At 67.0% G+C, this 7,436-nt stretch carries 5 protein-coding genes; 1 reads left to right on the top strand and 4 read right to left on the bottom strand.

The window, feature by feature from the left end; all coding sequences use genetic code 11:
• Positions 1–7 precede the first annotated feature (7 nt).
• The 4 genes from ACFQQC_RS06465 to gmd are packed head-to-tail and all read right to left on the bottom strand — an operon-like array spanning position 8 to position 3,124.
• Positions 8–733, bottom strand: a complete 726-nt coding sequence (locus tag ACFQQC_RS06465; RefSeq protein ID WP_376860802.1) for a cytidylyltransferase domain-containing protein — start codon at positions 731–733, stop codon at positions 8–10.
• Positions 730–1,530: a glycosyltransferase family 2 protein gene (locus ACFQQC_RS06470; protein ID WP_376860803.1), complete on the bottom strand. Its 801-nt coding sequence runs from the start codon at positions 1,528–1,530 to the stop codon at positions 730–732. Before ACFQQC_RS06470 ends, ACFQQC_RS06465 begins: the two co-directional genes overlap by 4 nt.
• Positions 1,530–2,006: a dTDP-4-dehydrorhamnose 3,5-epimerase family protein gene (locus ACFQQC_RS06475; RefSeq protein ID WP_376860805.1), complete on the bottom strand. Its 477-nt coding sequence runs from the start codon at positions 2,004–2,006 to the stop codon at positions 1,530–1,532. The genes ACFQQC_RS06470 and ACFQQC_RS06475 overlap by 1 nt, the downstream gene beginning before the upstream one ends.
• A gap of 5 nt (positions 2,007–2,011) precedes the next feature.
• The gene (gmd, locus tag ACFQQC_RS06480; protein WP_376860807.1) at positions 2,012–3,124 is read right to left on the bottom strand and encodes a GDP-mannose 4,6-dehydratase; all 1,113 of its coding nucleotides are present in this window, start codon (positions 3,122–3,124) and stop codon (positions 2,012–2,014) included.
• A 209-nt stretch (positions 3,125–3,333) separates the two neighbouring features.
• Here gmd and ACFQQC_RS06485 point away from each other — a divergent pair.
• Positions 3,334–7,436 (top strand): M10 family metallopeptidase C-terminal domain-containing protein (locus tag ACFQQC_RS06485; RefSeq protein ID WP_376860809.1); only part of this gene is annotated, 4,103 nt, incomplete at its 3' end.

A 7,436-nucleotide genomic window follows, 5' to 3' on the forward strand; every position in this document is an offset into this window, starting at 1 on the left:
TCCGGCCTTAATCCTGAAGGGTAGGCAGGTTTTCGGCGATCGCTTCGATGCAGATGAAATCGACCAGATCGTCCACCTCATAGCTTTTATGGCGTGCGGTGCGATAGCCGAGGGTTCGGTTGTGGCAGAAGCCCTGCTCCCGACGCAGCGCCTCGACTGTGGAAATGTAGAGGCTGCCGTCCAGGCTGAAGACGGGCTCCAGGTCCTGACGGCGGGGCATGGCGGCGAAACCGCCCGGTTGCAGCGCATCAATGGCGCCGTCCTCTGCCATCCGCACGGCATAGGCCGGATGGGTGGTTTCCATCAGCGCGACGCCGACAATGGAGTCGGCGCGTCCGTCGGCGTCGGTCAGCTGTTTCAGCGCCGCGTCCACGTCAGACCCCTCGGTCAGCGGCGATGTCGGCTCCAGCAGAACGACATAGTCAAAGAGGTCGCCGTCAGCCGCCAGCATGTCGACCGCATGCAGGATGAAGCCGATCGAAGGCGCGCTGTCGCTGGCCAGTTCCGCGGGGCGCAGGAAGGGGGCTTCGGCGCCGTGCTCGACGGCGATGTCGGCGAACTCGCGGCTGTCGGTCGAGATGATCACCCGGTCCACATGGGCCGAGGCGCGCGCGGCCGCGATGGGCCAGGCCAGCAGGGGCTTGCCCGCCAGCATCCGCACATTCTTGCCCGGCAGGCCCTTGGAGCCCGCGCGCGCCGGAACGATGGCGAGGACGCGCTTGCCGTCGATCATTTGCCGCCCGCTCCCGCGATATCCGGCGCCTTCACGAACGGCGCGCGGGCGCGCTGCACCGAGCGGTCCAGCACCTTGTGGGCGAAGAACAGGGCCTTGGGATAGTTCAGGCCGTGGGCCTGCTGACTGGCGCGGATCTCGTCGTTCTGGCGAATGATGCTGGAGGCGTTGCCGCCGGTCGCGCCGCCCGAGCGCATCCGCACCCAGATGCTGGGGATGTAGAGCGACTTCACCCGCGCCACATAGAAGGTGCGCAGCATGAAGTCGTAGTCGGCCGCCAGCCGGTAGGTCGTGTCGAAGCCGCCGACCTTGTCGTAGACGCTGCGGCGCAGGAACAGGGTCGGGTGGGCCGGGATGAAGCCGCGGCGCAGGTTCTCGACCGTGGCCGGTCGCGACTTCCAGTGGCGCTCGATCTTCGAGGTGTCGACCGGATCGACATAGACCAGATCGCCGTGCACGGCCTCCAGGTCCGGGTCCGCCTCGAACGCCGCCATGACCTCCGAAAGAGCGTCCGGCGTGCAGTAATAATCGTCCGAGTTGATGAAGCCGATGACTTCGCCGGTCGCTCGCGACAGGCCCTTGTTGTAGGCGTCGTAGATGCCCTTGTCGGGCTCGGACACGGCCGAGGTGACGCGCTGGCCCTCGCGGGCGACGATCTCCATCGTCTCGTCCTTCGAGCCGCCGTCGACGACCAGATATTCGAAGTCCGGATACGTCTGGGCGTTCACCGATCGCAGGGTGTCGGCGATGGTGCGGGCGCTGTTGTAGCTGGCGGTGATCAGGGAAAGCTTGGTCATCACTCTGCTCCAGCCGCCGGCAGGGGCGGCGCCGCGCGGTCCTTGTCCGACAGGATCACCGTCTCCACGGCCAGCAGGCCCGGCAGGCGGTCGGCGATCGAGAACGCCAGCTCCGACGCCTCATCGTATCCGCCGTCGCAGACATACTCAAAGAGGGTGTCTTCCAGCGCATAGAAGCCATGGGCGTATTGGGCGTCGATCCGCACCCAGCCGTCCTGCGGCGTCAGGGTGGTGGTCTTCAGCTCGCGGGCGGGGTCGTCCAGATCGACGATGACGTCCACGATCCGGCCCTCCACCACGCGAATGACCTTGGTCTGGGGCGAGGGCGCGCGCTGGACGTGCAGGCCGCGGAACACGCCCTGCTTCGAGAAGGACCGCTTCAGCACCATGGCGTCGCTCTCGTAGAGGACTTCCAGCCAGCCGCGATTGTCTTCGCGCCGGTGCGCGGTGCGGTCGAGACGAACGAACGGGCCCACGGCGATCAGCTCCAGTCGGCGTTCTTGAGCAGAACCGCCTTGCGAGCCGCCAGCAGGTCAGCCTCCATCATCTCGTCCACCATCTCCTCGAAGGTGATCTCCGGCTCCCAGCCCAGCTGGGCCTTGGCCTTGGACGGATCGCCCAGCAGGGTCTCCACCTCGGTCGGACGGAAATAGCGCGGGTCCACGCGGACGATGGTCTGGCCTTCCTTGATGGCCGGGCAGCGGGTCACGGCATGGGCCTGATCGACAGCGGCCACGATCCCGACCTCCTCCACGCCCGTGCCTTCCCAGCGCAGGGTCACGCCGATGCGGGCGGCCGAGACCTCGACGAATTGTCGCACGCTGTACTGCTTGCCGGTGGCGATGACGTAGTCGTCAGGCGTGTCCTGCTGCAGCATCATCCACTGCATGCGGACATAGTCCTTGGCGTGGCCCCAGTCGCGCAGGGCGTCCATGTTGCCGAGGTAGAGGCAGTCGCTGAGCCCTTGCGCGATCTCGCCCAGGCCGCGGGTGATCTTGCGGGTGACGAAGGTCTCCCCGCGCCGCTCGCTTTCGTGATTGAACAGGATGCCGTTGCAGGCGAAGATTCCGTAGGCCTCGCGGTAGTTCACGCACATCCAGTAGGCGAACATCTTCGACACGGCATAGGGGCTGCGCGGGTAGAAGGGGGTGGTCTCGGACTGGATCGGCTCCTGCACCAGCCCGTACAGCTCCGACGTCGAGGCCTGATAGAATTTGGTCTTCTTCTCCAGACCCAGCAGGCGGATCGCCTCCAGCAGGCGCAGGGTGCCCAGCGCATCCACGTCGGCGGTGTATTCGGGGGTCTCGAAGCTGACGGCCACGTGGCTCTGGGCACCGAGGTTGTAGATCTCGTCCGGCTGAACCTCCTGGATGATCCGCACCAGGTTGGAGGTGTCGGTCAGGTCGCCGAAATGCATCTTGAACCGGACATCCGCGTCATGCAGATCCTGGTAGATGTGATCCACGCGGTCGGTGTTGAACAGCGACGACCGGCGCTTGATGCCGTGGACCTCATAGCCCTTTTCAAGCAGGAACTCGGCCAGATACGAGCCATCCTGTCCGGTGACCCCGGTGATCAGCGCCGTCTTTTTCATTCGGTCTCCAGTGCCGGCGTCACGTTCTGGCCGCAGGGGGACGGGCCTTCGAATCCACGTGACGAGCCTCAGCGGCGCCGACTGGATGGTCCTATCGCAGGGGCTGTATTCTGGACAAGGGAGCTTTTGTGACGATCCAGTAGCATGGTTACGCTTGTCGATTGCATTTCGCGCGCTAGGGTCGCGTCAAACGCAATCGGGGATGCCAGATGTTCGATACCTTCACCGCCAGCCGCACCGGTCTGTTCACCGCAGCCGACTCTGACGCGATCTCGGTCGGGGAGGGCGGTCGCTTCGTCGAGGGAGCGGAGCCTGTCGCCAACGATGCGTTCGGCGCCATCGCCAGCTATCAGATTTGCGGATGCTGCGCCCGCTTCCACGGCCCGACGGACTCGGGCGACGGCGGCCTGGGCGCCATCCTCAACGGCGACGACCGGGGCGGCCCCAGCCCGAACGACAAGCCTTCCCTGTCGCCGGGTGACGCGGGAACGCAGATCACCCGCAACAACACCAGCTGGGCGAACGGCCTCGGTCAGGCGGCGACGGTGACCTTCGCCTTCCGCCTGTCGGTCGCCGCCATGCCCGCGGGAACAAGCGATTTCAGCACCTTCAGCGCCCAGCAGATCGCCGCGACCCTGCAGTCCCTCGCGGCCTGGTCGGACGTGGCCAACATCACCTTCGTGCGGGTGAGCGATAGCGGCGAATATTCGAACAACGCCACCATCCTGTTCGGCAACTATGCGAGCGGCCAGTCCGGCGCCGCCGCCTTCGCCTATCTGCCCGGGGGGCTGCCGGGGAACACCGCCGCCACCTCCAGCCAGGGCGACGTCTGGGTCAACAACTCCCTGAGCTACAACGCGAACCCGGTGCTCTACGGCTATGGCACCCAGACCCTGCTGCACGAGATCGGGCACGCGATCGGCCTTAGCCACCCGGCGGTCTATAACGCGAGCGAAGGCCAGAACATCACCTATGAGGCCCATGCGACCTATTACGAGGACTCTCGCCAGTACACGGTGATGAGCTATTTCAGCGAGCGGATGACCGGCGCTGATTTCCGCGTGAACGGCGCCGGCACGACCTACTATGCCTCCGCGCCGCTGATCGACGATATCGCCGCGGCCCAGCGCCTCTACGGCGCGAACACGACGACCCGCACCGGCGACACGGTCTACGGCTTCAACTCCAACGCCGGCCTGCCGTGGTTCTCGGCGACCAGCGCCTCCAGCCGCATGGTGTTCGCCGTGTGGGACGCCGGCGGCGTCGATACCTTTGACTTCTCCGGCTACAGCATGGCCCAGGTCATCGACCTGCGTCAGGGCGCCTTCTCCAACGTCGGCGGGATGGTCGGCAACGTCTCGATCGCCGTCGGCGCGGTGATCGAGAATGTGATCGGCGGCACGGGGGCGGACCAGATCCGCGGCAACTCGGCCGACAACATCATTCGCGGCAACGGCGGCGCCGACGTCATCGACGGCGGCCTGGGCACGGACACGGTGGTCTTCTCCGGCCCCCGCTCGGCCTACACCATCACCTGGAACGGGCAGATCGGGACCATCACGACAGCGGGACAGCCGGCGGTCACCGTCACCAACGTCGAGTTCCTGCAGTTCTCCGACCAGACGATCGCGGCGGCGCCGACCGGCGGCATGGTCGCGGCCGGCGACATGACCAGCGAGACGATCAACGGTTCGGCCCTGGGCGACACCCTCGGCGGGCTGGCCGGCAACGACACCATCAACGGTCTGGCGGGCAACGACTACCTGGACGGCGGTTCGGGCAATGACATCCTGAGCGGCGGCGACGGCGACGACGTGCTGGTCGGCGGCCTCGGCAACGATACCCTGAACGGCGGCGCCGGCATCGATACGGCGGACTATTCGGGCGCGGGGGCCGCGGTCACGGTCAATCTCGCAGCGGGAACCGCCTCGGGCGCCGCGGGCACGGATACCCTGACCGGCGTCGAGAACATCAACGGCACGACCCACAACGACACCCTCACCGGTGACGCCAACGCCAACGTCATTCGCGGCAACGGCGGCGTGGATGTGATCTCCGGCGGCGCCGGGGACGACCAGCTGTTCGGCGGCGCCCCCGGTCAGGCGGGCGGCGCCCCGGACGTGATCAAGGCGGCCGAGACGATCAACGGCTCGCGTCACACCGCCGTGTCGCTGAACGGCACCTTCGACCTGCAGAACAACCCGAACATCCAGAACTCGACGACCATTCCGCACTCGACGGTGGTGGCGAAGAGTCACAACGGCATCGAGTACTATGCGATCACGATCAACGCCGCCGGCCAGATCAACATCGACATCGACAATGCGAGCTTTGACTCGACCCTGCGACTCTTCGACGCCACGGGGGTGGAACTCGCGAACAACGACGACGCCGCGACGCCGGACGGCAACGACACCACGGAATCGCGGTTGATCTTCAACCTGACCACGCCGGGTACCTACTACATCGAGGTGGCGCGCTGGTCGTCGAACCCCGCCAGCGGCGGATTTGTTTCGGGCCCGATCGGCGCCAACCAGTCCTACACCCTGCATGTGTCGATGCCGGGACAGCCGGTCCAGGAGATCATCGAGACGGGCTCGACGCTGAACGGGGACGCGGGCAACGACATCCTGACCGGCGGCTCGGGCAAGGACACGCTGAACGGCGGCGCCGACAATGACACCCTCAACGGCGGCGGCGGCAATGATGTGCTGGATGGCGGCGCCGGTGTTGATACGGCTGTCTTCTCGGGCAACCGCTCAGCCTACACCATCAGCACCTCCAACGGCGTGACCACGGTCACCGGACCGGACGGTACGGACACCCTGAGCAATGTGGAGCGGCTGCAGTTCGCGAACGGCCTGTTCGACATCGCCGGCAACCCGGTGGGCTCGGGCGCGATTGACGGCACCCCGAACGCGGACACGCTGACCGGGACGACCGGGGATGATGTCATCAACGGCCTTGGCGGCGACGATGTCATCAACGGCCTGACCGGCAATGACACGATCAACGGCGGCGATGGGCTGGATACGGCCGTGTTCAGCGGCACGATGGCCCAGTCCACGGTCTCGACCAGCGGCGGCGTGACCACCGTCACCGGTCCGGACGGCACGGACTCCCTGACCGGCGTCGAGTACATGCGCTTCTCGGACGGCACCCTGATCGTCGGCGCGGGCGGCGGCCAGCTGTTCACCGGCACGGCCAACGCCGACACCCTGAACGGCACGGCCTTCAACGACCAGATCAACGGCGGCGCGGGCGTCGACACGATCAACGGCGCGGCGGGCAATGACACGATCACCGGCGGCGACGGCGACGACGTCATCACCGGTGGCGCGGGCAATGACGCCATCGACGGCGGCGCGGGATCCGATACGGCCGTCTTCTCGGGCAACCGTTCGGCCTACACCCTCAGCACCGCCAATGGCGTGACGACGATCACGGGACCGGACGGTACGGACACCCTGACCAACGTCGAGCGTCTGCAGTTCGCCGACGGCTATTTCGACATGACCGGCGCGCCGATCGTCAACACGATCAACGGAACGCCCAATGCCGATGTGCTGGTGGGCACCAACGGCGTGGACGCGATCAACGGCGGCGACGGCGATGACGTCATCACCGGCGGTCTGGGCAATGACACGATCAACGGCGGCGCGGGCATGGACACGGCGGTCTTCGCCGGTCCGGTGTCGGCCTATACGGTCGTCACCAACGGCGCCACGACCACGGTCACCGGTCCGGACGGGACGGACACCCTGACCAATGTCGAGCGTCTGCGCTTTGACGATGCGGTCCTGATCGTGGGCGCCGGCGGCGGCCAGTATTTCGCCGGTACGGCCAATGCGGACACCATCGTCGGCACCGCTTTCCACGACCTGATCGAGGGCGGCGCGGGCAATGACACCCTGGACGGCGCGGCCGGCAACGACACCATCTACGGCGGCGCCGGGTCTGACACGATCACCGGCGGCGCGGGGACCGACCAGCTGTACGGCGGGGCCGACAACGACACCATCAACGGCGATGCGGGGGATGCCCTGTACGGCGAGGACGGGGACGACACCCTGATCTTCACCGGCGGCGGCAACGCGGCCGGGTCGCTGATCGCGGGCGGCGCGGGCGTGGACACCGCCGTGCTGCGCGGGGCGTCGAGCACGACGGACCTGGCGGCGGGAACCGCGACGGTCGGCGGCACGGCGGTCGGCGTCTATGCGGTCGAGAACGTCCGCGTCGAAGGAACCGGGGGCGGGGCGCACACCGTGCGCGGCAACGGCGGGGCCAACCGCTTCGAGGTCAGCGCCCAGGG

This window comes from Brevundimonas sp. GCM10030266 (assembly GCF_042666595.1).
Lineage (GTDB): Bacteria > Pseudomonadota > Alphaproteobacteria > Caulobacterales > Caulobacteraceae > Brevundimonas.

Bases quoted from the DNA above. Each gene is read 5' to 3' on its own strand.
- ACFQQC_RS06465 (WP_376860802.1), bottom strand. From the start codon at position 733: ATGATCGACGGCAAGCGCGTCCTCGCCATCGTTCCGGCGCGCGCGGGC.
- ACFQQC_RS06470 (WP_376860803.1), bottom strand. From the start codon at position 1,530: ATGACCAAGCTTTCCCTGATCACCGCCAGCTACAACAGCGCCCGCACC.
- gmd (WP_376860807.1), bottom strand. From the start codon at position 3,124: ATGAAAAAGACGGCGCTGATCACCGGGGTCACCGGACAGGATGGCTCG.